This window comes from Pseudomonas sp. Pse79 (genome assembly GCF_024519615.1).
GTDB classification, from domain to species: domain Bacteria; phylum Pseudomonadota; class Gammaproteobacteria; order Pseudomonadales; family Pseudomonadaceae; genus Aquipseudomonas; species Aquipseudomonas veronii.
On sequence record NZ_JALJRR010000010.1, the window covers coordinates 59,063 to 84,027 of the forward strand.

At 60.2% G+C, this 24,965-nt stretch carries 21 protein-coding genes and 1 pseudogene; 10 read left to right on the plus strand and 12 right to left on the minus strand.

The window, feature by feature from the left end; translation table 11 throughout:
* Positions 1-103 precede the first annotated feature (103 nt).
* The gene (gene sbcB / locus NR164_RS14695; RefSeq protein WP_017846069.1) at positions 104-1,531 is read left to right on the plus strand and encodes an exodeoxyribonuclease I; all 1,428 of its coding nucleotides are present in this window, start codon (positions 104-106) and stop codon (positions 1,529-1,531) included.
* A 90-nt stretch (positions 1,532-1,621) separates the two neighbouring features.
* Here sbcB and mvaT read toward each other — a convergent pair whose 3' ends face one another.
* The gene (mvaT, locus tag NR164_RS14700) at positions 1,622-1,996 is read right to left on the minus strand and encodes a histone-like nucleoid-structuring protein MvaT (protein ID WP_005790963.1); all 375 of its coding nucleotides are present in this window, start codon (positions 1,994-1,996) and stop codon (positions 1,622-1,624) included.
* Positions 1,997-2,343: 347 nt separating this feature from the next.
* Here mvaT and purU point away from each other — a divergent pair, with 347 nt between their 5' ends.
* Entirely contained in the window at positions 2,344-3,192 is an 849-nt protein-coding gene (gene purU, locus NR164_RS14705) for a formyltetrahydrofolate deformylase (protein WP_017847102.1), read from the plus strand.
* Positions 3,193-3,319: 127 nt separating this feature from the next.
* On the opposite strand, the gene NR164_RS14710 is transcribed toward purU, so the two are convergent.
* The 5 genes and pseudogenes from NR164_RS14710 to NR164_RS30580 all read right to left on the minus strand — a co-directional run.
* The gene (locus NR164_RS14710; RefSeq protein WP_256822897.1) at positions 3,320-4,420 is read right to left on the minus strand and encodes a lysylphosphatidylglycerol synthase transmembrane domain-containing protein; all 1,101 of its coding nucleotides are present in this window, start codon (positions 4,418-4,420) and stop codon (positions 3,320-3,322) included.
* Complete coding sequence (locus NR164_RS14715) at positions 4,417-5,160, minus strand: DUF2334 domain-containing protein (protein WP_256822898.1); 744 nt, start codon at positions 5,158-5,160, stop codon at positions 4,417-4,419. The genes NR164_RS14710 and NR164_RS14715 overlap by 4 nt, the downstream gene beginning before the upstream one ends.
* Positions 5,153-6,274: a glycosyltransferase family 1 protein gene (locus tag NR164_RS14720; protein WP_046382247.1), complete on the minus strand. Its 1,122-nt coding sequence runs from the start codon at positions 6,272-6,274 to the stop codon at positions 5,153-5,155. The genes NR164_RS14715 and NR164_RS14720 overlap by 8 nt, the downstream gene beginning before the upstream one ends.
* A 143-nt stretch (positions 6,275-6,417) precedes the next feature.
* Positions 6,418-7,182 carry a methyl-accepting chemotaxis protein gene (locus tag NR164_RS30575; protein WP_370737559.1) on the minus strand — a complete coding sequence of 255 codons (765 nt, stop codon included), beginning with the start codon at positions 7,180-7,182 and terminating at the stop codon, positions 6,418-6,420.
* Between the two features lie 93 nt (positions 7,183-7,275).
* Positions 7,276-8,307: pseudogene (locus NR164_RS30580) on the minus strand (cache domain-containing protein); the annotation flags it as partial.
* A gap of 205 nt (positions 8,308-8,512) precedes the next feature.
* Here NR164_RS30580 and NR164_RS14730 point away from each other — a divergent pair.
* Entirely contained in the window at positions 8,513-9,997 is a 1,485-nt protein-coding gene (locus tag NR164_RS14730) for a helicase HerA-like domain-containing protein (RefSeq protein ID WP_256822899.1), read from the plus strand.
* A gap of 4 nt (positions 9,998-10,001) precedes the next feature.
* On the opposite strand, the gene NR164_RS14735 is transcribed toward NR164_RS14730, so the two are convergent.
* Entirely contained in the window at positions 10,002-10,457 is a 456-nt protein-coding gene (locus NR164_RS14735; protein ID WP_017847108.1) for a DUF721 domain-containing protein, read from the minus strand.
* A gap of 294 nt (positions 10,458-10,751) precedes the next feature.
* Here NR164_RS14735 and secA point away from each other — a divergent pair, with 294 nt between their 5' ends.
* From secA to NR164_RS14750, 3 genes are all read left to right on the plus strand, one after another.
* Positions 10,752-13,487, plus strand: coding sequence for a preprotein translocase subunit SecA (gene secA / locus NR164_RS14740; RefSeq protein ID WP_017847109.1), 2,736 nt, complete (start codon positions 10,752-10,754; stop codon positions 13,485-13,487).
* 124 nt (positions 13,488-13,611) lie between these two features.
* A complete protein-coding gene (gene argJ / locus NR164_RS14745; protein ID WP_026140046.1) occupies positions 13,612-14,829 on the plus strand; it encodes a bifunctional glutamate N-acetyltransferase/amino-acid acetyltransferase ArgJ in 1,218 nt (405 codons plus the stop codon).
* Between the two features lie 19 nt (positions 14,830-14,848).
* Positions 14,849-15,793, plus strand: coding sequence for a Nudix family hydrolase (locus NR164_RS14750; RefSeq protein ID WP_046382249.1), 945 nt, complete (start codon positions 14,849-14,851; stop codon positions 15,791-15,793).
* Between the two features lie 115 nt (positions 15,794-15,908).
* Here NR164_RS14750 and NR164_RS14755 read toward each other — a convergent pair whose 3' ends face one another.
* Genes NR164_RS14755 through NR164_RS14765 form a run of 3 tightly spaced genes read right to left on the minus strand, consistent with a single transcriptional unit; the run spans position 15,909 to position 19,490 of the window.
* The gene (locus NR164_RS14755; protein WP_017847112.1) at positions 15,909-16,487 is read right to left on the minus strand and encodes a cob(I)yrinic acid a,c-diamide adenosyltransferase; all 579 of its coding nucleotides are present in this window, start codon (positions 16,485-16,487) and stop codon (positions 15,909-15,911) included.
* Positions 16,488-16,489: 2 nt separating this feature from the next.
* The gene (locus NR164_RS14760) at positions 16,490-18,526 is read right to left on the minus strand and encodes an ATP-binding protein (protein ID WP_102617345.1); all 2,037 of its coding nucleotides are present in this window, start codon (positions 18,524-18,526) and stop codon (positions 16,490-16,492) included.
* Between the two features lie 46 nt (positions 18,527-18,572).
* A complete protein-coding gene (locus NR164_RS14765) occupies positions 18,573-19,490 on the minus strand; it encodes a putative 2-dehydropantoate 2-reductase (protein WP_017847114.1) in 918 nt (305 codons plus the stop codon).
* 123 nt (positions 19,491-19,613) lie between these two features.
* Between NR164_RS14765 and NR164_RS14770 the strand changes: the two genes are divergently transcribed.
* Together NR164_RS14770 and NR164_RS14775 are read left to right on the plus strand one after the other, a co-directional pair.
* Positions 19,614-20,099 (plus strand): YajQ family cyclic di-GMP-binding protein, encoded by a 486-nt coding sequence (locus tag NR164_RS14770; protein WP_017847115.1) that lies wholly within the window; start codon positions 19,614-19,616, stop codon positions 20,097-20,099.
* Between the two features lie 135 nt (positions 20,100-20,234).
* A complete protein-coding gene (locus tag NR164_RS14775) occupies positions 20,235-21,077 on the plus strand; it encodes a mechanosensitive ion channel family protein (RefSeq protein WP_017847116.1) in 843 nt (280 codons plus the stop codon).
* A 191-nt stretch (positions 21,078-21,268) separates the two neighbouring features.
* Here NR164_RS14775 and NR164_RS14780 read toward each other — a convergent pair whose 3' ends face one another.
* Complete coding sequence (locus NR164_RS14780) at positions 21,269-22,567, minus strand: OprD family porin (protein ID WP_079444592.1); 1,299 nt, start codon at positions 22,565-22,567, stop codon at positions 21,269-21,271.
* 743 nt (positions 22,568-23,310) lie between these two features.
* Here NR164_RS14780 and NR164_RS14785 point away from each other — a divergent pair.
* Both NR164_RS14785 and NR164_RS14790 read left to right on the plus strand, forming a co-directional pair.
* The gene (locus tag NR164_RS14785; RefSeq protein WP_017847118.1) at positions 23,311-23,736 is read left to right on the plus strand and encodes an HIT domain-containing protein; all 426 of its coding nucleotides are present in this window, start codon (positions 23,311-23,313) and stop codon (positions 23,734-23,736) included.
* A 3-nt stretch (positions 23,737-23,739) separates the two neighbouring features.
* A complete protein-coding gene (locus tag NR164_RS14790) occupies positions 23,740-23,946 on the plus strand; it encodes a SlyX family protein (RefSeq protein ID WP_017847119.1) in 207 nt (68 codons plus the stop codon).
* A gap of 67 nt (positions 23,947-24,013) precedes the next feature.
* On the opposite strand, the gene NR164_RS30385 is transcribed toward NR164_RS14790, so the two are convergent.
* Positions 24,014-24,616 (minus strand): cold-shock protein, encoded by a 603-nt coding sequence (locus tag NR164_RS30385; protein WP_010566142.1) that lies wholly within the window; start codon positions 24,614-24,616, stop codon positions 24,014-24,016.
* Positions 24,617-24,965 lie beyond the last annotated feature (349 nt).

A 24,965-nucleotide genomic window follows, 5' to 3' on the forward strand; every position in this document is an offset into this window, starting at 1 on the left:
AACCATTCAAGGTTTTGCTGGATGTTTATACAGTTGATCTGGCGCTGGCCTCAGGTACCTTCCAGCGCCTAGACTTTGTCGATCTTCAGCACAGGAATAGCCCGTGACCACTCTTTTCTGGTACGACTATGAAACCACCGGCATCAACCCGCGCAGCGATCGTCCCCTCCAGGTCGCCGGTATTCGCACCGATGTCGACCTCAACGAGGTTGGCCCGCCGGTCAACCTGTATTGCCAACCCAGCGACGATATCCTGCCCCATCCGGCGGCCTGTGCGATCACCGGCATCACCCCGCGCATGCTGGCGGAAAAAGGCTTGGCCGAAGCCGATTTCATGACGCGGGTGCATGCCGAACTGGCGGCCCCCGGTACCTGTGGGGTGGGTTACAACACCCTGCGGTTTGACGATGAAATGACCCGTTACAGTCTCTATCGCAATTTCTTCGACCCCTACGCGCGTGAATGGCAGGGCGGGAACAGCCGCTGGGACTTGATCGATGTGATGCGTACCGCCTACGCGCTGCGCCCGGAGGGAATCGTCTGGCCCGAGCAGGATGGGCGTGTCACCCTCAAGTTGGAGCGTTTGACCGAGGCCAACGGGATCGCCCATGGCCAGGCCCACGATGCGTTGTCCGACGTGCGCGCGACCATTGCCCTGGCCCGATTGGTCCGTGAAAAACAGCCCAGGTTGTACGACTGGCTATTCCAATTGCGCAGCAAGCAACGGGTGATGGACCAGGTGCGGCTGCTGCAACCGATGGTGCATATCTCCGGGCGTTTTTCGGCCGAGCGCCATTTCCTCGGCGTCGTACTGCCCCTGGCCTGGCACCCGCGCAATCGCAACGCATTGATCGTCTGTGACCTGGGCCTTGATCCGCAAGGGCTGCTGGACCTCGACGCCAATACCTTGCGTCAGCGCCTCTACACCCGTCGTGATGACCTGGCCGCAGGCGAGTTACCGGTACCGCTCAAGTTGTTGCATATCAACCGCTGCCCGGTGGTGGCGCCATTGAATGTGCTGCGGGCGCAAGACCGTGAACGACTGCAATTGGATATGGACGCTTATCAGGCGCGGGCGCTGCGGCTAACTGACGCACAGGAAGTTTGGCGCGACAAGTTGGCGGAGATTTATGCCGAGGAAGATTTTGCACCGAGTTCGGACCCGGAGCAGCAGCTCTATGATGGTTTTATCGGTGACCGCGACCGTCGTTTGTGCGAACAAGTCCGCGCGGCAGAGCCGGCGCAATTGGCGCGGCAGCAGTGGCCCTTTGATGATCAGCGTTTGCCGGAATTATTATTTCGCTACCGTGCGCGCAACTTTCCTGCAACCTTGAACAGCGAGGAGCAACAACGCTGGAAACTTTTCTGTCAGCAACGCTTGTCAGATGGCGAATGGGGGGCACCCAATACCTTGGAGGCATTTAAACGTGCTCGTATTGAATTGGCTGTTAGTGCCACGCCGTTTCAGCGTCAGGTGCTGGATCAATGGCAGGAGTATGCTGACTCTTTAGCCGTTCGGTTCAATCTGTAATCAGGCAATTGCAGATTATTCAGACAATAAAAAACGCCAGCAAGCTGGCGTTTTTCGTCTGTCGCGTATCAGGCAAGAGCCTGGCGAGGCTTAGCCCAGCAGGGTAGCCCAGCCTTCAACCACGTCACCGCCCCACTTGGCTTTCCACTCTTTCAGCGTCTTGTGGTTGCCACCTTTGGTTTCAATCACTTCGCCGTTGTGCGGGTTTTTGTATTGCTTGACCTTGCGGGCACGCTTGGTGCCGGTAGTTTTCACTGCGCCGCGCGGTGCTTTAACTTTAGACTCTGGGTCCAGCAGCGCGATGATGTCACGCAGGGATTTGGAGTATTCACCCATCAGGGTACGCAGTTTGCCTTCGAATTCCAGCTCGGTTTGCAGTTTGTCGTCTTGGGACAGATTCTTCAAACGGGCTTGCAGCTCTTTGATAGCTTCTTCGGTGGCACGGTATTCGTTGATCAGGGACATGTGGACTACCTTATGTAGAGCGCTGATTGACAGGGATAGTGGCCCAATAATAGTCAGGCTATTTCCCCAAGTAAACATTTAAGGGAACATTTATGTGAATTACTTTGAATGTTTGTGGCAAATCTATGCAAGCGAGTTAATTAGTAGCGGGTATGGGCAAAGACTACCTGCTTAATTTTCGCTAACTGCCTGAGCGTGCCGATGCACATGCATATAGCGGTGGTAAAACCCTACGTTATTAAGGGGTGTGGTCAAGGCGAGGGCAGAATAAGCGTCAACGGATACTGCAGTTTTTCTGCGTAATCGCTAGAATGACCGCCTTTGCGAAGTTCTGGAGTTCCCCCCTAATGCACACTTTTCGGCTGGTGATCGCTTGCCCGGACCGGGTTGGCATCGTTGCCAAAGTCAGTAACTTTCTGGCCTCCCACAACGGCTGGATCACCGAGGCGAGCCATCACTCGGACAATCTCAGCGGTTGGTTCTTCATGCGCCACGAAATCCGTGCCGATACGCTGCCCTTTGGCCTTGAGGCGTTTCGCGAGGCGTTTGCGCCGATCGCCGAAGAGTTTTCGATGATCTGGCACATCAGCGATACCGAGCAGAAAAAACGTGTGGTGTTGATGGCCAGCCGTGAATCGCACTGCCTGGCGGACTTGCTGCACCGCTGGCACAGCGACGAGCTGGACTGTGAGATCGCCTGCGTGATCTCCAACCACGACGACCTGCGTAGCATGGTCGAGTGGCATGGCATCCCGTACTACCATGTGCCGGTCAACCCGCAGGACAAGGAACCGGCGTTCGCCGAGGTGTCCCGCCTGGTCAAGCAGCATGAAACCGACGTCGTGGTGCTGGCGCGCTACATGCAGATCCTGCCGCCGGAACTGTGCCGCGAATACGCCGGCAAGGTGATCAACATTCACCACAGCTTCCTGCCGTCGTTTGTCGGTGCCAAACCGTACCACCAGGCTTCCCTGCGTGGCGTGAAGTTGATTGGCGCAACGTGCCATTACGTCACCGAAGAACTGGACGCCGGCCCGATCATCGAGCAGGACGTGGTGCGTGTCAGCCACAGCGACAGCATTGACGACATGGTGCGCTTCGGCCGTGACGTCGAGAAAATGGTCCTGGCCCGTGGCCTGCGCTATCACTTGGAAGACCGCGTGCTGGTACACGGCAACAAAACAGTCGTGTTCTGATCAACGCGTTTTGATTGAAGAATGAAGGGCCTGGGCGTTAAATCGTCCCAGGCCTTTTTTCATTGATCTGCCCAGCAGGACAAGCCCATGACCGATCCACTCGATAAAGCTACGTCCAGGGCGCCCGCTACGTTGGGCGAGGGGTGTCTGAGTCGCTATGACCCGGATGAGCTGGAGGCCGAGGATGGTACTGACTTTCCTGGGGCAGCCCAATTGTGGGACGAGTTGCAGAAACGGCCGGCGTCCCCTGAAACAGACGCTTGAGCAGCGGCCTGCCGAGCATCAGCAGAAACACCGGCCCACCGGCCAGCAGATAGAAATAGTAGGTCACCGCCCGCCAGATCAGAATCGCCGCCGCTGCGCTGGATTTGCCCAGCCAGGGCGCCAGCAAGGCCGCTGACGTCAACTCCGCCGCACCGGCCCCGCCGGGCATAAGGCTGAACTGGCCCGCCGTCAGCGACAGCATCTGGATCAGGAAACTCCAGGCCCACTGCACATCGCCTCCCAACCCTTGCACCGCAAGGTAAAGCACGCTGTAGCGCAGTATCCAATGCAGGCTGGTCAAGGCAAACACGGCGGACAGGGTGCGCCACGGCAATTTCAGCGTTTGGGTAAATGCCGTCAGGAAGCGCAATACTTTGCGCGCCCAGCGCCGGCGAGTCGCGGTGCTTACCTTGCATCGCTGGAGCAAGGTGCCGCCCAGGCGTATCAGGCGGCGATGAAAGCGCACCAGCAGCACAGCGCTGAACACTGCGCCCACCATCGATGCCGCACTGAGCCCCAACAGCCACTCCAGGCGTGGGCTGAGGCTGTGGAACACTGCGTACAACGCGATTCCCACCAGTGCGCAGAAAAAAAACAGCAAGTCGCTCAACTGATCCATGGCGAACACCGCGCTGCCATGGGCCGGACGTATGCCGTTGCGCGCCAGCAGGACCATCAGTGTCAGTGGCCCGCCGCTACCTCCGGGCGTGGCGCACATGGCGAATTCGGTCGATATCACCACGCCCAGGCTGTTGAGTCGCCCCAGTTGGCCGCGTTGCTCGCCCAGTAATAAGCGGATACGCACGCTGTTGATCAGCCAGCACAGGATAATCATGCCGAACATCAGCGACAGTTGGGGCAGCGGGAATTGCTCCAGGCGCGTAACGGTTTCGCCACCTCCCAGCCACACGGGGATCGCCAGCGCCAGCAGCAGGCCCAGCAGCAGCCAGATCACCCGGCTCATGGCTGGGTGGCCAGCCAAGCGGCCTTGGTCAGTGGTGTGCGTCCGGCGTTGAGCAGGCGTTGTAGGGTTTCAAGCCAGTAGCGGCGGGAAAATTCGTGGCGCATGTCCACCGGGTGCAGCCCCAGGCGAATCACCGGGGCCGCCTGCCAGCGCTGTTCCCGTCGGTCGCTGAGACACTTGGACAGACCTCGGCGCCAGGCACTGCGCGCACTCCACACCAGCCCCGGGGCGTTGACCGGCGTGAAGTCGGGTAGCCGGTACAGATGCTGCGGGTCGCTGGTGTAGGTCAGCGGCAATTGGCGCAGTGCCTCGCGGGTGCCGCGGCTCATCAGCCAGGCGGGAGCGACAAAGCCTTGCAGCGGCCAGTCGTAGCGACGGAATACCGCGATGCCATCGCTGATACGCTGCAGCGCCTGATCCTGGCGCAGTTGGTAGAACTCACCCTCATGGGTATACAGGCGCCGCATGAACCAGGCTTTGGGGGTGCGCGGAGCCGGTTGATCGTCGCAATGGTAGTAGCCGTGCAAGGTCAGCTCATCGCCCTTGGCCACGCGGCTGTCCAGCAGACGGCGAAAGTCGCCATGGGTGGTCAGGGGGTCATGATGATGAAACTCCGGCACCACCAGCCAGGTGATGGGCACGCCGCCCAACGCGTCGACGGCTGCGACGAATGGGCGGTAGTCGGCCCAGGTCTGCGGCGCTACATCGTGCAGCACCAGCAGCACCGAACGCTCATCCATGGGCAAGCATCGGCTTGTGGCTGCCCAGCACCGCATAATAGTGCGTCAACAGGCTGTCGACGACCGTCTCCCAGGCGTAATGCTGTTCGACATGACGCCGAGCCTGCGCGCCCAGGCGACGGCTGTCGGCACCGAACAGCTCGCGCACCGCATCGGCCATGGCCCGTGGATTATTGGGCGTACACAGTAGGCCGCAGCGCTCGTCGATGATCTCGGTAAATGCGCCGGCCGCCACGGCGACCACCGGTATGCCGCAGGCCATGGCCTCCAGTATTACCAGGCCGAAGGTTTCCTGATCGCCGCCATGCAGCAGCGCGTCGGCGCTGGCCATCAGCCGGGCGACATGCTGGGCGGGGCGGAACCCATCGATCACGGTGACGTTGTCCGGCACACTGGCCGGCATGCCGGAGCCCACCAACAGCAAGTGGTAGTTGTCCCCCAGGCGTTTCATGCAGTTGAGCAGCAGCGGCAGGTTTTTTTCCTTGGAACCGCGCCCGGCGAAGATCAGCAGCCGGGTATCCGCGGCGATCCCCAGTTCGGCGCGCAAGCCCGGGTCGCGGACGTCCGGACAGAACGTCTGCAGGTCGACCCCCAGCGGCTGCACGAAGACATTATTCACCCCAAGCCCGATGAGCTTGTCAGCCATCACTTGGCTGGGCGCCAGTACCCGGTCGAAATTCCCATAGAGTTTGCTGACGTAGGCTTCAGCGTTCGGGGTAAACCACGACCCCATGCGGTTACTCACCAGCAGCGGCAGATCCGAGTGATAAAAACCAATGACGGGCACATCCAGTTGGCGTCGTGCATCCAGCGCCGCCCAGGCGGTCAGGTAGGGGTCGCCGACTTCGATCAGATCGGGCTGTAAATCGTGCAGGACATTTCGCCAAGGCGCGAGCCGAAGGGGGAAGCGGTAGCCTTTGCCGAAGGGGAGGGCGGGGGCCGGCACCTTGAATATCCCATCCCGTTCGCTCAAGTGCGCGCCGGGGACCAACAGGCTGTGGCGAATGCCGGGCTTGAGCGTCAGACGCCGGTGCTTGGCGTCGAGATAAGTGCGTACGCCACCGCTGGCGGGGGCGTAGAACATGGTGATGTCCGCGATATGCACGATGAACATTCCTCCGATCCGTAGCTCTCCTTACGTGGACCTGAGGTAATGATAGATGTTCGATCGGAATTGGGGGCGCGCGCGCTCAAGTTGATAAAGGTCAATGTGGGCGCAAGGCGGACCTGTGCTCCCACAAGGTTCTGTGGTGTCGGTCAGATACGGAAACTGCCCACCAGATGCTTCAGCCGTGCCGCCTGCTGTTCCAGGTCGGCGCAGGCGCGCAGGGTCGATTGCAGGTTTTCCACGCCTTCCTGATTGAGTGTGTTGATCTCGGTGATGTCCATGTTGATCGACTCCACCACCGAGGTCTGCTCCTCGGTGGCGGTGGCGACCGACTGGTTCATCCCATCGATCTCGCCGATGCGCTGGGTCACGCTGTTCAGGCGTTCGCCGGCCAGGTTGGCGATTTCCACGCTGTCGAGGCTGTGGCGCTGGCTTTCGCTCATGGTACTGACCGAATCCCGGGCGCCGACTTGCAGCTCCTCGATCATCGTTTGCACCTGTTGTGCCGATTCCTGGGTGCGGTGCGCCAGGTTACGCACTTCGTCGGCCACCACCGCAAACCCACGTCCGGCTTCCCCGGCGCGCGCCGCCTCGATGGCGGCGTTGAGCGCCAGCAGGTTGGTTTGCTGAGAGATGCTGGTGATCACTTCGAGGATTTGCCCGATATTCACCGTTTTGCTGTTAAGTGCTTCGATGTTGCTGCTGGAAGCACTGATCATCGCGGACAACTGAGTCATTGCCTTGATATTGCGTTCAACCACCTGCTGACCGTCTTCGGCCAAGTGCCGCGCATCGCTGGCCTGGTTCGAGGCTTGTGCGGCGTTACGCGCGATTTCCTGGGCGGCGGCCCCCAATTGGTTGATGGCCGCGGCGACGCTGTTGGTGCGGTTGGCCTGCTCGTCGGAGTTGATCATCGACGAGTTGGACGCGCTGACCACCCGCAGGGCGACTTCATTGACCTGCCCGGTGGCCGAGGACACTTCGCGGATCGACGTATGAATCCGCTCCACGAAGCGGTTGAACGCATTACCCAGGATGCCGAATTCGTCGTGATTCTGGATGCTCAGGCGACGGGTCAGGTCGCCCTCGCCATCGGCGATGTCCTGCATGGCGCGAGTCATCACGTGCAGCGGTTGCATCAGCACTCGGATCAGCATGCCGAGCAAGGCGATGATGATTACCACGGCAATGATCGTGGCGATGATCGCCGAGGTGCGGAATTCGCTGAGCATGGCGAAGGAGGTGGCTTTATCCACGGAAATACCAAGGTACCAGTTCACCGACGGCAGGCCCTTGATCGGTGTAAAGGTCACGATGTTGTCCTTGCCGTTGGCCTCGACTTCACTGAAGTCGCTGCTGATCTTCGGCGTGTGTTTCGGGTAGACGTCGGCCAGGGTTTTCATCACCAGGTTTTTGTCCGGGTGGACCAGCACCTTGCCGTCGGCGCTGACCAGGAACGCGTAGCCCATGCCGCCGAAGTTCAGCGCGCCGATGTTGTCCACCAGGGTTTGCAGGCTCAGGTCGCCGCCGACCACGCCGATGCTCTGGCTACCCTGGGCGCTGGGGGTCGCGATGGAAATGATCAATTGCCCCGTCGCGGCATCGATATAGGGTTCGGTCAGGGTCGAACCATTGCTGCTCTGGGCGCCTTTGTACCAAGGACGAACGCGTGGGTCGAAACCGTCCGGCATCTTGGTGTCGGGGCGGATAGTGAACGCGCCCTGGCTGTCGCCCACGTAGGTTGCCATGAACGAGGAGGTCAGGGCTTTCTGTTCCAGCAGGCTGGCGACCACCTTGGGGTCGGGATTGATCGCAATATTTTGTGCCGCGTTTTCCACCAGGACAATGCGCCCGGTGAGCCAGGTTTGAATGTTGCTGGCAGTGACATCACCCATTTCATGCAGGTAATTGTTGAGATCTTCGCGAATTGCGTTGCGTTGTAGGTAGTCGTTATAAAGCGTAAACAGCGCGAAGGCGGCGATGACGATAAGGGAGGCAGCAAGCAGGATTTTGTGGCTGAAGCGCAGGTTTTTATTCATGGCCTGAAGGGTCCGCTAAGGTCTTAATATCCAAAACGCGTCCTTATGGGATGCGCAGAATGGTAGCGTCAAAAAAGGTGTGATATTTCTGGCGATAGCCCTGTGAGGTCCCTGTAGGAGCTGTCTGACCTGTTTTTAGACTTTGTGGGTCTTACATTGATGTGTATCGACCTTGCGGCACGAAAGATTAACCATAGGTGACGAAATGCCTGACTCCACGCAACTCCTTATCGGCGCCGGCCTCGATGGCCAGCCCATCGCCCAGGCTATGCGCCTGGCCAATCGTCACGGGTTGGTTGCCGGTGCCACGGGCACTGGCAAGACCGTCACCCTGCAACGCCTGACAGAAGCGTTCAGCGATGCGGGCGTGGCGGTATTCGCCGCGGATATCAAGGGCGACCTTTGTGGTCTCGGCGCTGCGGCCAACCCCCAGGGCAAGGTGGCCGAGCGCATCGCCGGCATGCCTTTCCTGAATTACACGGCCAAGGCGTATCCGGTCACGCTGTGGGATATTCACGGTGAGTCCGGTCATCCATTGCGTACCACCATCAGTGAAATGGGGCCGTTGCTGCTCGGCAGCCTGCTGGAGCTCACCGACAGCCAGCAGTCAGCGTTGTATGCCGCCTTCAAGGTGGCGGACCGCGAAGGCCTGTTACTGCTGGATTTGAAGGACCTCAAGGCACTGCTCAATCACTTGCGCTACCACCCGGAACTGCTGGGTGAAGATGCGGCGCTGATGACCACCGGCTCCAGCCAGGCGCTGTTGCGGCGCCTGGCGGTGCTGGAGCAGCAGGGCGCGGAAGCGTTGTTCGGCGAGCCGGCGCTGCAGCTCGAGGATATTTTGCACCCCGCCAGCGATGGTCGCGGGCGTATCCACCTGCTCGACGCCAGCCGCCTGGTCCACGAAGCCCCCAAGGTGTACGCAACCTTCCTTTTATGGCTGCTGGCTGAACTGTTCGAGCAGTTGCCCGAACGCGGCGATGCCGATAAACCGCTGCTGGCGCTGTTTTTCGACGAAGCGCACTTATTGTTTGCCGATACCCCCAAGGCCTTGCAGGACCGCCTCGAACAGGTGGTGCGGTTGATTCGCTCGAAAGGCGTGGGTGTGTATTTCGTCACGCAATCGCCCGGGGACTTGCCTGACAGCGTGTTGGCGCAACTTGGCTTGCGTATCCAGCATGGCCTGCGCGCATTCACCACCAAAGAGCAGAAATCACTGCGCGCGGTGGCGGACGGTTTTCGGCCCAATCCGACATTTGATGCGTTGTCGGTCCTGACAGAGCTGGGCACCGGTGAAGCACTGGTGGGCACTTTGCAGGAAAAGGGCACGCCGGAAGTCGTCCAGCGCGTGCTGGTCGCGCCACCGCAATCGCGGATCGGCCCGCTCAGCGACGCCGAACGCGCCGCCCTGATTGCCAGTTCGCCGTTGCAGGGCCGCTATGACAAGCCGATTGACCGCGAATCGGCCTATGAAGTGCTGATGGCGCGCAAGGCGTTGGGCCCGGCCGAAGCCGAAGAAGCCAAGCCGGTGAGCGAAGAGCCGAGCTTTACCGACAGAGCCGGGGCATTCCTCGGGACTGCGGCCGGCAAGGCGCTCAAGTCAGCCATGCAACAGGCCGCCAATCAGGTAGGGCGCCAATTGGTGCGGGGCTTGCTGGGGTCGTTGCTGGGCGGCAGCAAGCGTAGATAGCCGATCAGGCTTTGGGCTTGGCGTGCGCGGCGAGGCGTTCCAGCGCCGCGCGTAAACCCGGATCGCTGATGCCGTCGGCCGTTGCCTGAATGGTTTCGGCCGCATTCGCCGATAAATCCATGGTGTGCCCCGCCGCGCCTTGCGGAACGGTCGGCGGTTGCACCTTGAATTGGATACGCGTCAGGCTGGCAAACTCGTCAAACGCCATTAATTGTCGCTGCAAGCGTTTTTGCTGATAGCGCAAGCGTGTCGCCCAATGGCCGTCTGTGACAATAAGCAGCAGGTTGCCCTCGCGCCACGAGGCGACATGGCAATGTTCCCGCGCTGCCGGTTGCAATTGGCTTTCAACCAGGCGTTGCAGGTGGCCCAGGCGTTGCGCATGGCTGAAGATGGCTTTCAACGGCTTGGCTTCGCGAAGCAACACGCTGGGCGCGCGGGCTGTAAGAGGGCGAAACGCCATGATCAGACACCTTAAGTAACAGAGCCGCCATCTTAGCAGAAAGCGCCTGTGGACCCCCAGGCAATGCATTGGCGGGGCTTTATCTGCGAAATCAATGCACTCCATGGGTTGAAGTTCCGGTAAAAGCCCTTATTTTAAATGAGCCCTCTCACGGGCTCATGCCTGCATTGGGGAACAACGCCACTTTCCTCACCCACGATTCCGGGTAGAATGCGCGTTCGCATGCGCCCGTGAGGGCCGCTCGGGCCACTCACGGTGCGCCCTCCATCCCTATGTGTGGAAGAACCTGCCGATATGTTTGCGCCTTTGTTAAAGAAACTTTTTGGAAGCAAGAATGAGCGCGAAGTCAAACGCATGCTCAAGACGGTGCAGCTGGTCAATGCCTTCGAAGAGCAGATGGTTGCCCTTTCGGACGAGCAATTGCGCGCCAAGACCGAAGAGTTCAAGGCCCGCATAGCCAAAGGTGAAACCCTCGACAAGTTGCTTCCCGAAGCCTTCGCGGTCGCCCGTGAAGCCGGTAAGCGTGTCATGGGCATGCGCCACTTCGACGTCCAGTTGATCGGCGGCATGACCTTGCATGAAGGCATGATTGCCGAAATGCGTACCGGTGAAGGCAAGACCCTGGTGGCGACCCTGGGTGTTTACCTCAACGCGCTGTCCGGCAAGGGCGTGCACGTTGTGACGGTGAACGACTACCTGGCCCGCCGTGACGCCAACTGGATGCGCCCGCTGTATGAATTCCTCGGCCTGACCGTCGGCGTCGTGACGCCGTTCCAGCCGCCGGAAGAGAAGCGTGCGGCCTATGCTGCCGACATCACCTACGGCACCAACAACGAATTCGGTTTCGACTACCTGCGCGACAACATGGCGTTCAGCATGGAAGAAAAATTCCAGCGCGAACTCAACTTTGCCGTGATCGACGAAGTCGACTCCATCCTCATCGACGAAGCCCGTACCCCGCTGATCATCTCCGGCCAGGCCGAAGACAGCTCGCGCCTGTACACCGAGATCAACAAGTTGATCCCGCGCCTGGAGCAGCACATCGAGGAAGTGGAAGGCGTGGTGACCAAAGAAGGTCACTTCACCATCGACGAGAAGACCCGCCAGGTCGAACTCAACGAAGCCGGCCACCAGTTCGTCGAAGACATGCTGACCCAGATCGGCCTGCTGGCCGAGGGCGAAAGCCTGTACTCGGCCCACAACCTGGGCCTGCTGACCCATGTGTATGCCGGCCTGCGCGCGCACAAGCTGTTCCATCGCAACGTCGAATACATCGTCCAGGACGGCCAGGTCGTCCTGGTTGACGAACACACCGGGCGTACCATGCCGGGTCGTCGTCTGTCCGAAGGCCTGCACCAGGCCATCGAGGCCAAGGAAGTGCTCAACATCCAGGCCGAAAGCCAGACGTTGGCTTCCACCACCTTCCAGAACTACTTCCGTCTGTACAACAAACTGTCCGGCATGACCGGTACGGCCGACACCGAAGCGTTCGAATTCCACCAGATCTACGGTCTGTCGGTTGTGGTCATCCCGCCGAACAAACCGCTGGCGCGTAAAGACTTCAACGACCTGGTGTTCCTGACCGCCGAAGAGAAATACGCGGCGATCATCAACGACATCAAGGACGGCATGGCCCAGGGGCGTCCGATCCTGGTGGGTACCGCGACGATCGAAACGTCTGAGCACGTGTCCAACCTGCTCAACAAGGAAGGCATCGAGCACAAGGTCCTCAACGCCAAGTTCCACGAAAAAGAAGCCGAGATCATCGCCCAGGCCGGTCGCCCCGGCGCACTGACCATCGCTACCAACATGGCTGGTCGTGGTACCGACATCCTGTTGGGCGGCAACTGGGAAGTGGAAGTGGCTTCCCTGGACAACCCGACTCCCGAGCAGATCGCCCAGATCAAAGCCGACTGGCAGAAACGCCACCAGGCGGTGCTGGAGTCCGGCGGCCTGCAGGTGATTGCGTCCGAGCGTCACGAATCGCGCCGTATCGACAACCAGCTGCGTGGTCGTGCCGGTCGTCAGGGTGACGCCGGTTCCAGCCGTTTCTACCTGTCCCTGGAAGACAGCCTGATGCGTATCTTCGCCTCGGATCGGGTGAAGAACTTCATGAAAGCCCTGGGCATGCAGTCCGGTGAAGCGATCGAGCACCGCATGGTGACCAACGCCATCGAGAAGGCCCAGCGCAAGGTCGAAGGCCGCAACTTCGACATTCGTAAGCAACTGCTCGAGTTCGATGACGTCAACAACGAACAGCGTAAAGTGATCTATCACATGCGTAACACGTTGCTGGCCGCCGACAACATTGGCGAGACCATCGCCGATTTCCGTCAGGACGTGCTCAACGCCACCGTCAGCGCGCATATTCCGCCACAGTCCCTGCCAGAACAATGGGATGTTGCTGGCCTGGAAGCCGCGTTGAAGAGCGACTTCGGTGTCGACTTGCCGGTTCAGCAGTGGCTGGACGAAGACGATCACCTGTACGAAGAAACCCTGCGCGAGAAGCTGATGACCGAGCTGCTGGCCGCGTACAACGAGAAAGAAGAGCAGGCGAGTGCCGAAGCGCTGCGCACTTTCGAGAAACAAATCGTACTGCGCGTGCTGGACGACCTGTGGAAAGACCACCTGTCGACCATGGATCACCTGCGTCACGGTATCCACTTGCGTGGCTACGCCCAGAAGAACCCGAAGCAGGAGTACAAGCGCGAGTCGTTCACGCTGTTCTCCGAACTGCTGGATTCGATCAAGCGCGATTCGATTCGCGTGCTGTCCCACGTTCAGGTGCGTCGCGAAGACCCGGTCGAGGAAGAAGCGCGCCTGCGTGAGGAAGCCGAGGCACTGGCGGCGCGCATGCAGTTCCAGCATGAGGAAGCGCCAGGTCTTGAAGCGCCTGAGGTCTTGGGCGAAGAGGTCGATGTGGCCCTGGCTCAGACTCCGGTGCGCAACGAGCAGAAGCTGGGCCGTAACGAGCTGTGCTGGTGCGGTTCGGGCAAGAAGTTCAAACACTGCCACGGCGAAATCAACTAAGATTTTCGCCTGACGCTGCAACACCCCGCGCCGCGACCGGCATCAGCCGTCGCGGCGTTTTGCCATTAATTCCCACCGTCGAACGCGACGGCACAGACATCATCTATTTTTAAGGAGCGCATTCATGGCTGTTGGTCTTGGTCCTTTGCCCACATTGCACCCGGTTGCCGGTTTTGAACTCGGTATCGCTTCGGCCGGCATCAAACGCCCGGGGCGCAAGGATGTCGTGGTGATGCGCTGTGCTGAAGGCTCGACCGTCGCCGGTGTGTTCACCCTCAACGCCTTCTGCGCCGCGCCGGTGATCCTGGCCAAGCAGCGCGTGGCCGGTCCGATTCGTTACCTGCTGACCAACACCGGCAATGCCAACGCCGGCACCGGCGAGCCTGGCCTGGTCGCCGCCGCGCGGACCTGCGCCAAACTGGCACAACTGGCCGGCGTCGACGCCAGCCAGGTGCTGCCGTACTCCACTGGAGTGATCGGTGAGCCGCTGCCGGTGGAAAAAATCGAAGGCGCCCTGCAAGCCGCGCTGGATGACCTGTCTGTGGATAACTGGGCGGCCGCCGCCACCGGCATCATGACCACCGACACCTTGCCCAAGGGCGCGAGCCGTCAGTTTGTGCATGACGGCGTGACCATCACCGTCACCGGCATCAGCAAGGGCGCGGGCATGATCCGCCCGAACATGGCCACCATGCTTGGCTACATCGCCACCGACGCCAAAGTCTCCCGCGACGTGCTGCAGCGCTTGATGCTGGACGGCGCCAACAAGTCATTCAACCGCATCACCATCGACGGCGACACCTCCACCAACGATTGCTGCATGCTGATCGCTACCGGCCAGGCCAACCTGCCCGAAATCACCTCCACCAGCGGCCCGCTGTTCGCCGCGTTGAAGCAAGCGGTGTTCGAAGTGTGCATGGATGTGGCCCAGGCCATCGTGCGTGACGGCGAGGGTGCCACCAAGTTCGTCACGGTTGAAGTCAACGGCGGCGGCAACCACCAGGAATGCCTGGATGTCGGTTACACCGTGGCGCACTCGCCGCTGATCAAGACCGCGTTGTTCGCCTCCGACCCGAACTGGGGCCGTATCCTCGCCGCCGTCGGCCGTGCCGGCGTGCCGGACCTGGACGTGAGCAAGATCGACGTGTTCCTCGGTGACGTGTGCATCGCCAGCCGTGGCGCCCGCGCCGAGAGCTACACCGAAGCCCAGGGTTCGGCGGTGATGCAGCAGGAAGAAATCACCATCCGCATCGAGCTGGGTCGCGGCGAGTGCAGCGAAACCATCTGGACCACGGACCTGTCCCACGAGTACGTGAAGATCAACGCGGAATACCGTACCTGAAGCCCGGAGGATAAACGCGGTGAAACGAGTGCATGTAGCAGCAGCGGTGATCCGCGGCGTCGACGGCAGAATCCTGCTGGCGCGCCGTGCCGATACCCAGCATCAGGGCGGCCTCTGGGAGTTTCCCGGCGGCAAGGTGGAGGCCGACGAGTCGGTCGCCACGGCGCTGTCCCGCGAGTTGCAGGAAGAGCTGGGCATCCAGGTCACCACGGCGCGACCGTTGATCAAGGTGCAGCATGACTACCCGGATAAGCAGGTGTTGCTGGATGTCTGGGAAGTCTCGGCCTTTACCGGCGAGCCACACGGTGCCGAAGGTCAACCCCTGGAATGGGTCGCGGCGCGTGACCTGCTCAACTATGAGTTCCCGGCGGCCAATGCGCCGATCGTTGCCGCCGCACGGTTGCCCGGCGACTACCTGATCACACCGGGCGAGCTGGAAACCGCGCCGCTGTTGCGCGGTATCCAGAAAGCCATCGCGGGCGGCATCAAGCTGGTGCAACTGCGCGCCCCTAACGGTTACGACCCCAAGTACCGTGACCTGGCGGTAGACGCCGTGGGCCTGTGTGCCGGCAAGGCGCAACTGATGCTCAAGGGCCCGTTCGAATGGCTGGGGGATTTTCCCGCGGCCGGTTGGCACATGACCTCGGCGCAACTGCGCAAATACGCAAGCAAGGGCCGCCCGCTGCCGAAGGATCGCTGGTTGGCGGCGTCTTGCCATAACGCCGAGGAACTGGCGCTGGCGGAATTGATGGACGTGGATTTTGTCACGCTGTCGCCGGTGCAGCCGACCCAGACCCATCCCGATGCCCAACCGTTGGGTTGGGAACAGGCGGCAGAGCTGATCCGCGGGTTCAGCAAGCCGGTGTATCTGTTGGGTGGCGTTGGGCCTGCTGAGCGCGAGCAGGCATGGGATGCCGGCGCTCAAGGTGTGGCAGGGATTCGGGCGTTCTGGCCGCAAGATTGATCTAGCGTTTGTTGGCCTCATCGCGGGCAAGCCCACTCCCACATTGGAAGGTGTTCACAAATCCAAATGTGGGAGTGGGCTTGCCCGCGATGGCGCCAGACCAGACACCTGATAATCAGTGGGGTTTGGCCGCCGCCTGCCACAAAATCTCCGCCACACCCTGGCGCTTGGCAATCACCCGCGCCGCCACAAACAGCAAATCCGACAGCCGGTTGATATACGCCAAAGCCACCCCCTCCAACGGTTCAACCGCATTCAGGTGCTGACAGCGGCGCTCGGCACTGCGTGCTGCGCTGCGGCACACGTGGGCCTGGGCGATCAGCGCTGAGCCACCGGGCAAGATGAAGTTCTCCAGCGCCCCGACCTCTTCGTTCCAGCGATCAATCGCTGCCTCCAGCCGATTCACCTCCGCCGCGTTCAGCGCTTTGTACACCGGCATCGCCAGCTCGCCGCCGAGGTCGAACAGACGATGCTGGCAAGGCGTCAGCACTTCGATCACGTCCTTCAGGTGCGGATGCTTGCCGCTTTGCTCTTCAAGGCCGGCCAGCAGCAAGCCCAGCTGACTGTTCAACGTGTCGACTTCGCCGATGGCTTCCACCCGCGGGTGGTCCTTGGGCACGCGGCGACCGTCGCCGAGCCCGGTTTCACCCTGGTCGCCGGTACGGGTGTAAATCTTCGACAGGCGAAAGCCCATGATCAGTGCTCCAGTTGGGTAAGTTCAGCGGGGGACAATTGGCTGCCGGCCAGGGGCAGGCGCAACGTGAAGCAGGTGCCTTGGCCCGGGGTGGAATGCACTTCCATCTGCCCTTTGTGGTTATTGGTGATGATGAAGTACGACACCGACAACCCCAGCCCGGTGCCCTGGCCGATTTCCTTGGTGGTGAAGAATGGCTCGAAGGTGCGTTTGCGCACGTTCTCGCTCATGCCGATGCCGTTGTCTTCGACCTGGATCTCCGCCCAGGGCGGGTTGAGGCGGGTGCGCAGGATGATGCGCCCCGGCTCGCGGTCGTCTTCGCGCTGGTGAATGGCCTGCGCCGCGTTTTTCAGCAGGTTGAGCAGCACCTGTTCCAACTCGTTGGCGGTGCCGGGCACCGGGCCGAGCTGTGGGTCGAACTGGCGGATGATCGCCTGGCCCTTGAAGTCGAAGCCGATCGCCAGGTCAAAGTCGTTGCCGGCGATTTCCACCGCCTGGTCGATCAGCGCCGGCAAATCACACGGCGCCATCTGCCGATTGCTGCGCCGGCTGAAACTGAGCATGTGGGTGACGATTTTCGCCGCCCGCGCGCCGGCCTGCTGGATACCGTCGAGCAATTGTGGGACTTCGCGGCTTTGCAGGTAACGGTTGACCGTCTGCAGTTCGATGCCCACTTGTTCGGCGTGTTCCAGGTTCTTGGGCAGGTCGGGGGACAGCCGGCGGCGGATGTTCTGCACGTTATGCAGGATCGCCCCCAGCGGGTTGTTGATTTCATGGGCCATACCCGCAGCAAGGCCGCCGACGGAGAGCATCTTCTCCGACTGCACCATCATTTCTTCCAGGGACAGGCGCTGGGTGATGTCATCGATCCGGATCACCACACCGCGCCCGGCGCCGCCCATCAGTGGATAGAACGTCAGGGCGTAATGCTTGGATTCATCGTCCTTGACCCAGGTGACACGCTCGATGCGCTCCACCGTGTGTTGCTCGACCGTGGCCTTGATCTGCGGCAGGTAGGGTTTGAGCGGCTGGAAAGCGAGGTAGATCGGCTGGTTCAGCGCTTCATCCAGGCGTGTGCCGGAAAGTGCGGTGGCTTCCTGGTTCCACTGGGTGACATAGAGCTGTTCATCCAGGGCGATCAGCGCCGAGGGCATCGAGTCGATGATGCTGTTGAGATAGTTCTGGAAACCGGTGAGTTTTTTCTCGATCTTGCTGCGCACCTGGACTTCCAGCTCCAGTTTGCGGTTGGTGTGGCGGGTTTCTTCGGCCAGGCCCTGTGCCTGGTCGTAGGCCGCCTGGGACTCATCGCGCGCGCGCTTGAGCTGCTGCTCGCGGGCCTCGATGCGCGACAGCATGGTGTTGAAGGCTTCGGCCAGGCTGCCGATTTCGTCATGATTGCCACGGCCGGCGCGCAGGGCGTAGTTCTCTTCGCGGGTGACCTGGCGCGACAGCTCTTCCAGCTCATGGATCGGCCGGGTGATCAGGCGTTTGATCTGCCGGGCGATGACCAGCCACAGCAGCACGCTGAAAATCAGGATGCCCAGGCTCGCCGTCAGCGTGCCGGTATAGAACGCCACCGGTAGCTCACTGCTGGCCACCAGCAACAAATGCCCGGAAGGCTGGCCGGGGCGGGGCAGGGTGATGACTTGGTTACTGCGAAACTCGGTGAGGCGCCAGGCTTCGATATCCCGGTAGTTGCCCGGCAGGTGCAGGCGGTCGCCGTGTTGCATCTGCGCCAGGCGGTTGCCCTCGGCGTCGTACAACGCGGCTGCGCGCAGCGGCGAATAGCTGGTCAGCTCATTGAGCAGGGCGTCGGCCTTGGCCGGAGACTCAAGGGCTTCGGCGGCAAGCGCCGGGTTGGACACCAGCCGGCCAATCGCCTGCAGCGCCTGGGGCGCCATGCTCTCCTGGGAGATCCAGTAAGCGGCGCTGATAAAAGTCAGGTTGGCCACCAGTAACACAGTGGTCAGCAACACCAGCAGGGCGGCCAGCAGTTTCTGCCCTACCGGTAGGTTTTCAAGACGCTGGCGCAGTGGCATCAGGGGTTTCACAGGTAATAGACGAGTGGGCAGGGTAGCGCGTGCCTCAGTCGCGGGGCAATCCGCGTGCAACCAGCTGGTCGACGAGGCGCGTGTACACCTGTTGCAGATGCGGCAGCGTCAGCCGATGCCGAGCGGCGGCCTGGCAGGCGTAGCCCAGCAGGTAGCTGATTTCGGTGCGCCGCGCGCTGGCCACGTCCTGGTACATCGAAGAGTAATTGGCCGCCGTGGCCTGGATCACCCGTTCCACTTCCGTCTGCAGGTCCTGCGCCGCTGCCGGCTGGCCGCAGCATTGCAGCAGCTCGGTGAGTTCGGCGCACAAGGTTGCGACTTCGCACTGATGGGCTTGCAGGCCGCCATTGCGGCATTGGTACAGCACGGTCAGCGGGTTGATGGCGCAATTGAGTGCGAGCTTGCGCCACAGGCGCGTAAGAATGTCGCTGCTCCATTCGTGAGGGATGCCGGCGGCGCGCAAGTCGTCCAGCCACACCGGGGCCGTGGGGTGACTGGCGTCCCCCAGCCAGGTGTAGCCGTGGCCGGCAAACACCACGCGCCAATCGCCGTCGCGAAACGCGCCTTCGGTGCTGGAGGCAAAAATGCAGCGGGCCTGGGGATATTGCGCGGCGACGGCGTCCTGGCTGCCCAGGCCGTTTTGCAGCAGGATCAATTCGACGCCGGGCGCGAGACGCGATTGCAGGTGTGCGACGGCGCTTTGAGCGTCGTAGGCTTTGCACGCCACCAGCAGGCGATGGATCGGCTCGGGGCTGTCAGGCGTTTCGGCGAGTACCGGGTAAGTGTGCGCTACGCCGTGCTCCACCAGGGTCAGCCCGTCGGCCGCCTGATAGCTGGCCAGGCGTGCCGCATCGCGCAGGATCAGCTTCACCGGCAGGCCGGCGCGGGCCAGGCGGGTGGCCCACAGCGTGCCGAGGCTGCCGGCGCCGAGAATATGCCAGGTGGTCGACATCAGTTTGTGCTCCGTAGGGTCGCTCACAGCGAATGGGGCGAAAGAACCGCTATAATGCCCCGGCATTTTAGCTTGGGCGCGCTCCATCTCTACTGAGCCCGCCCCTTATATTGGAGAAATGACATGCCTTCGTTCGACGTGGTATCCGAACTGGACAAACACGAAGTCACCAACGCCGTCGAGAACGCCGTCAAGGAACTGGACCGTCGCTATGACTTGAAAGGCAAGGGCAGTTTCGAATTCAAGGAAAAGGAACTGACCGTCAACCTGACCGCTGAAGCCGATTTCCAGCTGGAAGCGATGATCGAGATCCTCAAGCTCGCCCTGGTCAAGCGCAAGATCGACGTGCAGTGCCTTGAAGTCAAGGACGCCTACGCGTCCGGCAAGCTGATGAAGCAGGAAGCCGTCCTCAAGGAAGGCATCGACAAGGAACTGGCGAAGAAGATCGTGGCGCATATCAAGGACGCCAAGCTGAAAGTCCAGGCCGCCATCCAGGGTGAGCAGGTGCGCGTCACCGGCAAGAAACGTGACGACCTGCAAGAGGCCATCGCTGCCCTGCGCGCCAAGACCTTCGAGATGCCGCTGCAGTTCAATAACTTCCGCGACTGATGGCACTTTGGGGAACCTGCGGCCGTTTTTGACGTCCCACGCCCCAGAACCTGCGCCTGCCATTGAGCCCTTCGGGGCTCAATTGCGTTAGTGGGCACAAAAAACGCCGTACATCCGGCAAACAGGAGAATGTAGATGGATTTGAACGCTGAAGTGGATCACCTGATCAAGACCTCCCAGTCGTGGATCCCGATGATCATGGAATACGGCAGCCGGGTATTGCTGGCCGTGATTACCCTGGCCATCGGCTGGTGGCTGATCAACCGCCTGACCCACAGAGTGGGGCGTTTGCTGGCCATCCGTAACGCGGACCTGGCGCTGCAGCACTTCATCACCAGCCTGGCGAACATCGTGCTGAAGGTCATGCTGATCGTCAGCGTGGCCTCGATGATCGGCGTGGAAACCACCTCGTTCGTCGCCGCCATCGGTGCCGCGACCCTGGCCATCGGCCTGGCCTTGCAGGGCAGCCTGGCTAACTTTGCTGGTGGCGTGCTGATTCTGTTGTTCCGCCCGTTCCGTATCGGTGACTGGATCGAAGCCCAAGGTACGTCCGGTACCGTCGACAGCATCCAGATCTTCCACACCGTGCTGCGCACCGGCGACAACAAGACCGTGATCGTGCCGAACGGCATCCTCTCCAACGGCATCATCACCAACACCAACCGTCAGCCTACCCGCAAGGTGGTGTTTGATGTGGGGGTGGACTACGAGGCCGACCTGCAGAAAGCCCGCGAAGTGTTGCTGGAGCTGGCAAAAGACCCGCGTGTATTGGCTGATCCGGCGGCAGTGGCCGTGGTTTCGACCTTGGGCGACAGTTCGATCACGGTGTCTTTGCGGTGCTGGACCAAGACGGCGGATTATTGGGACGTGATGTTCATGTTCAATGAACTGGCACGTGATCGCTTGAAAGCGGCGGGGATCGATATTCCATTTCCGCAGCGGGTTATTCGGGTGATGCAGGAAACAGCGGCGAAGTAATGAAAGGCATTTGCACTTAACTTGGCTGATAGGTCACGTTAAGTGCGGGAACGATACTGTCGTTAGTTAGCTTGCTAGTTATTTTACTGCTGAAATAATATTGCAATAAAAAAGCCGCTCCCTTGCATGCAGGGGAGCGGCTTTTAATTTAAGGCCGAAGCCTTAAGTCATCGTTGTAATCGAACGGGCAATTACAAGATGTTCAGCGGGTATTGCGCGATCAGACGCAGTTCGTCGAGCGACGCCGAACCGTAGTACACGCCGTCAGACGAGCGATAAGTCGCTTGGCGTATACGCAGGCTCAGGTCTTTCGCTGGGCCGCTCTGGATCACGTATTTGGCTTCGATGTCGCGTTCCCACTCTTTGCCGTTCGACGTGGTGCCAGTGTTGGCGCCGCTACCGTTGACGTAACGAGTCATGAAGCTCAGGCCTGGCACGCCGAAGGTGGCCATGTTCAGGTCGTAGCGAGCTTGCCAGGATTTCTCGTCTTCAGCGTTGAAGTCGGAACGGGCGATGGAGTTGGCCAGGAAAACCGTGCCGCCGCCGTCTACGCCGTAACCGTAGTCACCGTCACCGCTAACTTTCTGGTAAGCGAGGGTAAAGGTGTGAGCCTGGTAGGTGTAAGCGCCTTGCAGGCTGTAGGCACGGTTATCCAGCTTGGTGGTGTTGTCTTTTTCTGCGCGTTGCAGACCGGCGCCGTCGCTTTTGGTGCTGTAGATGTTGAAGTCTACGGCCAGGGACTGATCGGCGCTCAGCGCGTGGGTCCAGTTCACGTTGGCGTAAAGTTTCTTCCAGTAGTCTTCTACTTTCGAGTAGTAGAGGCTGGTAGTGAACTCTGGGGTCCAGGCGTAAACACCGCCCAGGAAGTTGGCATCACGCAGGCCACGGCCGGTAATCGGCTCGGAGCTGGAGATACTGTCCTTGTAGGTATGGTCTTGGGCGACGATCGAGGTGAAGTGACCGGCTTCAAGCTTCAGGTCTTTGATCTCGTTGCTGGTGATCGAGATACCTTGCGGCAACTCAGGCAGCAAGCGGCTGTCATCAGAGGCGAATACAGGCGCTGTGGTGTATTGATCGCCGGCTTTCAGCACGGTATTGGAGACGCGGAATTTAACTGCGGCGCCGCCTTTGGAGTAGTCGTCTTGCGAACGACCATCCGAACCTGTTGGGAACAGACCAGTGCCAGCACGGCCCTTGCCGCTATCGAGCTTGAGGCCCAGCAGGCCGATGGCGTCGACGCCGACACCGATGGTGCCTTGGGTGAAGCCCGATTGGTACAGACCGTTGAAACCAAGACCGGTTTCTTCGCTGCGGCTTTGGCCGGAGTCATTGTTGCGTTTGTCGCGGCTGAAATACAGCGCACGGGTATTGATACTGAAAGTGCTGTCTTCAACGAAGCCCTTGGCATCGTCTTGGGCAGACGCCATTGCGAACTGCGAGGTGCCTGCTGAAACAGCCAGGGCGATCATGCTCCACTTCATCACGCGCATCGTGATTTGCTCCTTTGGTTTTAGGAAGAGTACTGCCGTCCCACCTGTATTTTTATCTGGGCGGCTCTTTCTTTTTTTGTGTCCGCGTAAAGTTATATCACGCTGACTCTAATGACGATACTTACCCATCTTTCCTTTCAGCTTCTTTACGAGGCTGTCGTGAATTGCTAGGTCCATGTCGCAAATTCACAGTCCGAATGTTACCGAACTGACAACTTCAATGCTGTTTTCAAACCCTTTTCTAAGTTTGAATGCATCCTTGATACGCATTGACTCGCTAGTGTTCTTATCGCGAAACACCCGCTTCCCGAAGGGTGCCGTTGCCGACGATGTGGGTGTGAATGCAACAAGCGCGCCCAAACCGGTAACTGAATGTCATTTTTTCGTGAAAAGCCTCACTGCAGTGTAAAAACCGCATAAACACGGGCCTCTCAAGCCGTTCAGTTTGTCCTTGACGGCCATGCATTCCGTTGATTCGGTGGTGCATGAATCCTGTACCTGCGCGAAACGTTACCGGTTCACCCTCATGGGTGGGTACTTGGCGGATCTCTTTGAGGCATGAGTGGGTCATTTTGGTGCACTCCGATGAGTCCCGATTCAGCGTAGCTCAATTATTCGCCTGCCTCGAAAAGGGGCAGGTTTTTTATCGGGATGCGCGTTGGCGTCTGTATTCGAAGTGAAGCCGTCGGCGTTCGAAGGTATGCTGGGCGCCAGAATCTGACCTGCCGAACGGAGTGCCCGCGGTGTTCGCCTTAGATCAACGCCTGCAACAAGACACACTGACCATCGGGGACTTCCCGTTGTGCCGCCTGCTGCTGTCCAATGACTCGAATTACCCTTGGTTTATTCTGGTACCGCGCATAAACGGTATCAGCGAAGTTTTTCAATTGTCTGTCATAGATCAACAAAAACTGTGGAATGAAACGACAACCCTTGCGCAATTGCTGAGTGAAGGTTTCGGCGCCGACAAGATGAACATCGGCGCGCTGGGGAACGTTGTCAGCCAGTTGCATGTGCATGTGATCGTGCGCAAGCGCGATGACATGGCCTGGCCTGCGCCGGTCTGGGGCAAGCATCCGGCCCGGCCGTATACTGAAGAACAGGTGGCAGCGATCCGTGCGCGGTTGCGCGAGCTGTTACCTGCCGACTTCATCTTTAGCCAGGACTGAACCATGGATCTGCAAGACCGCGTGACCGACCTGGAAAGCCGCCTGGCCTTTCAGGACGACACCATCGAAACCCTCAACGACATCCTGGTCACCCAGCAGCGGGCGGTCGAACGCCTGCAGCTGCAGATGACCGCGCTGCTCAAGCGCCAGGAAGAAATGGGCGGCCAGTTCGAGTCGTCCGAAGAAGAAGCGCCGCCGCCTCACTATTAATAGCCGCGCAATAAAAAACCGCGATCCAGCTTGTGCCGGATCGCGGTTTTTTTTGCCTGGCTTGGAATCAGCGACGCGGCAACGCGGCGATCACATCTTCGGCTTGCAGGCCTTTGTCGCGGTTCATGACGGAGAATTCCACACGCTGGCCTTCGACCAGGACGCGATGGCCTTCGCCACGGATGGCCCGGAAGTGGACGAAGATATCGTCGCCCGAATCGCGGGAAATAAAGCCGAAGCCCTTGGACGTGTTGAACCACTTGACGGTCCCGGTATCCCGATTGGTCATGTCGTAGTTTTGCGACGCGGCCGCAGGGGACGAACGGTAGAAGCTGATGGCCAGGTGAAGAACGATGGCGACCAGCGCAATCACCAGGCTGAGCAGGATGGCCGGGTGGCCGCCGACTTCAGGCATGGGTGCCAGGAGGGTGAGGGTTTGTACGACAACAGTCAGCACCAGCAGCGCGCTGACCAGGTTTTGCAGTTGATGACGCGTGCCTTTGTTCCAGTAAGGGATCACTGGCGCCAGCGTCAGGTTAAGAAGGCCGAACAAGGCCAGGTACAGAGCGTCATGTTGTTGCAGGTAGGGCAGGCTTTCAGGCTGCAGGCTCGGGATAAAGGACAGCAGCAAAGCTGCAACGCCCGTTAGCAGGTGGACGATTTTCAACATTTTGATTAACTCACGTTAAGACGGATCACAAGGAAGAGCTGACTGGCACGGTTCGCTTCTGAACAATGGGAGGCGTTGGGCACGTGCGCGGGTATCAGCCTATGCGCTGGCCGAAGAAAATAACGGCAGCGACACGCTGCCTATTTAACAGCAAAGGCTGTGCCTACTCAAATCAAGCATTTCCGGGCGTTGCAAGGGGCGGGGCATTTCTGCGTCAAACGCTTGTCCTAGACAGTTGCAGGCGTTTTGCCTGCTGTCGGGGAAATTTTCTGTCGCGCCTAAAGCCTTCACCGTCGCGGGCCAGCGAGGCCGCGCAGGGCGATTTGCCGCACGTCGCCTCGGTGCGTCG

Coding starts and splice junctions, on each gene's coding strand:
- mvaT (WP_005790963.1), bottom strand. CDS start 1,996: ATGTCCCTGATCAACGAATACCGTGCCACCGAAGAAGCTATCAAAGAG.
- purU (WP_017847102.1), top strand. CDS start 2,344: ATGCACACTTTTCGGCTGGTGATCGCTTGCCCGGACCGGGTTGGCATC.
- NR164_RS14710 (WP_256822897.1), bottom strand. CDS start 4,420: ATGAGCCGGGTGATCTGGCTGCTGCTGGGCCTGCTGCTGGCGCTGGCG.
- NR164_RS14715 (WP_256822898.1), bottom strand. CDS start 5,160: ATGGATGAGCGTTCGGTGCTGCTGGTGCTGCACGATGTAGCGCCGCAG.
- NR164_RS14720 (WP_046382247.1), bottom strand. CDS start 6,274: ATGTTCATCGTGCATATCGCGGACATCACCATGTTCTACGCCCCCGCC.
- NR164_RS30575 (WP_370737559.1), bottom strand. CDS start 7,182: ATGATCAACTCCGACGAGCAGGCCAACCGCACCAACAGCGTCGCCGCG.
- NR164_RS14730 (WP_256822899.1), top strand. CDS start 8,513: ATGCCTGACTCCACGCAACTCCTTATCGGCGCCGGCCTCGATGGCCAG.
- NR164_RS14735 (WP_017847108.1), bottom strand. CDS start 10,457: ATGGCGTTTCGCCCTCTTACAGCCCGCGCGCCCAGCGTGTTGCTTCGC.
- secA (WP_017847109.1), top strand. CDS start 10,752: ATGTTTGCGCCTTTGTTAAAGAAACTTTTTGGAAGCAAGAATGAGCGC.
- argJ (WP_026140046.1), top strand. CDS start 13,612: ATGGCTGTTGGTCTTGGTCCTTTGCCCACATTGCACCCGGTTGCCGGT.
- NR164_RS14755 (WP_017847112.1), bottom strand. CDS start 16,487: ATGGGCTTTCGCCTGTCGAAGATTTACACCCGTACCGGCGACCAGGGT.
- NR164_RS14760 (WP_102617345.1), bottom strand. CDS start 18,526: ATGCCACTGCGCCAGCGTCTTGAAAACCTACCGGTAGGGCAGAAACTG.
- NR164_RS14765 (WP_017847114.1), bottom strand. CDS start 19,490: ATGTCGACCACCTGGCATATTCTCGGCGCCGGCAGCCTCGGCACGCTG.
- NR164_RS14770 (WP_017847115.1), top strand. CDS start 19,614: ATGCCTTCGTTCGACGTGGTATCCGAACTGGACAAACACGAAGTCACC.
- NR164_RS14775 (WP_017847116.1), top strand. CDS start 20,235: ATGGATTTGAACGCTGAAGTGGATCACCTGATCAAGACCTCCCAGTCG.
- NR164_RS14780 (WP_079444592.1), bottom strand. CDS start 22,567: ATGCGCGTGATGAAGTGGAGCATGATCGCCCTGGCTGTTTCAGCAGGC.
- NR164_RS14790 (WP_017847119.1), top strand. CDS start 23,740: ATGGATCTGCAAGACCGCGTGACCGACCTGGAAAGCCGCCTGGCCTTT.
- NR164_RS30385 (WP_010566142.1), bottom strand. CDS start 24,616: ATGTTGAAAATCGTCCACCTGCTAACGGGCGTTGCAGCTTTGCTGCTG.